This is a genomic window from Actinoplanes sp. M2I2, assembly GCF_023544445.1.
In the GTDB taxonomy this organism is placed as follows: Bacteria; Actinomycetota; Actinomycetes; order Mycobacteriales; family Micromonosporaceae; genus Actinoplanes.
Map to the genome: position 1 here is coordinate 1 of NZ_JALPVJ010000060.1, position 1,330 is coordinate 1,330.

The 1,330-nt window shown below is 66.7% G+C and carries 1 protein-coding gene; it reads left to right on the forward strand.

Annotated elements, in window-relative coordinates; translation table 11 throughout:
- Positions 1-141: 141 nt before the first annotated feature.
- Entirely contained in the window at positions 142-1,311 is a 1,170-nt protein-coding gene (locus HJC40_RS44960) for an ISAs1 family transposase (protein ID WP_284044644.1), read from the forward strand.
- The last annotated feature ends 19 nt before the right edge of the window (positions 1,312-1,330 follow it).

Sequence of the window (1,330 nt, forward strand, 5' to 3'; positions counted from 1 at the left end):
CAGGGCCCCGGCAAAGTCGTGATCATGTCCGACTTGGGTCGATCAGGGTAGAAGCGCCTCGGTTGGCGGCAGCAAGACGGGCATGACCGGTTCAGAAGATCATCAAGGTTCCTACGCCATGCTGATCGCCCGAAGTGAGTCATGCCCGCACTGCCATCATCGCTGATCTCGTCCTTGTCCTGCACGGCGGCTCCGACCGTGCCCGAATCCGCGCGTGGACTGTCTGCTGCACTCGCTGGACTGCCCGATCCGCGGTCCCGGCGTGGGGTGCGGCATCCGATGACAGTCGTGGTGACCGCAGCGGTGTGCGCTGTCGTGGCCGGCTACCGGTCTTACACCGCGATCGCCGAGTGGGTCGCCGACGTGCCGGACGCGACCGTGCTGGCCATGGGAATCGCCCCGGACCGGCGCCCGTCCGAAGCGATGATCCGCCGGCTGTTGCAAGCGTTGGACCCGGACCTGCTCACCGCTGCTATCGGAGTCTGGCTCGCCGGGCGCGCCTCGAACGGCGTGCCCGGTCACCGGCGGGCGATCGCGGTCGACGGTAAGACCTTGCGGGGATCGCGCACCACCGAAACGGTCGCGCAGCACGTCCTGGCTGCCTGCGATCAGAACACCGCAGTGGTCCTGGCCGGCACAGATGTCGACGGCAAGACCAACGAGATCACCCGGTTCGCGCCGCTGCTCGATCAGATCAGCGATCTGCGCGACGCCGTGATCACGGCCGACGCGTTGCACTGCCAGCGCGACCACATCACCTACCTCGCCGAACGCGGCGCCAACTGGATCCTCACCGTCAAAGGCAACCAACCCAGCCTGCATAAACAGCTCGCCGGCCTGCCCTGGAAGCAGGTACCCGACGCCGCCCGCACCGACGACCGCGGACACGGCCGCCGCGAGATCCGCACACTGAAAATCCTGAGCGTCTCCACCGGAATCGACTTCCCGAACGCCGCTCAGGCCCTGCAGATCCGCCGCCGCAGACGACGCCTCGACCAGCCGAAACGCTTCACCACCGAGACCGTCTACGCCATCACCGACCTGCGAGTCCACCAAGCCAAACCACATCAGCTGGCTGCCTGGATCCGCGGCCACTGGTCGATCGAGAACAGCATCCACTGGATCCGCGACGTCACCTACGACGAAGACCGCTCCCAAATCCGCACCGGCACCGGGCCACACGTCATGGCCGCCCTACGCAACGCCGCCATCGGAGCCATACGCACCGCAGGAATCACCAACATCGCAGCCGCCAACCGCCACTACGCCCGTGACAGCAACCGCCCGCTGGCCCTACTCGGCATCATCTAACGACTTTGCCGGGGCCCTG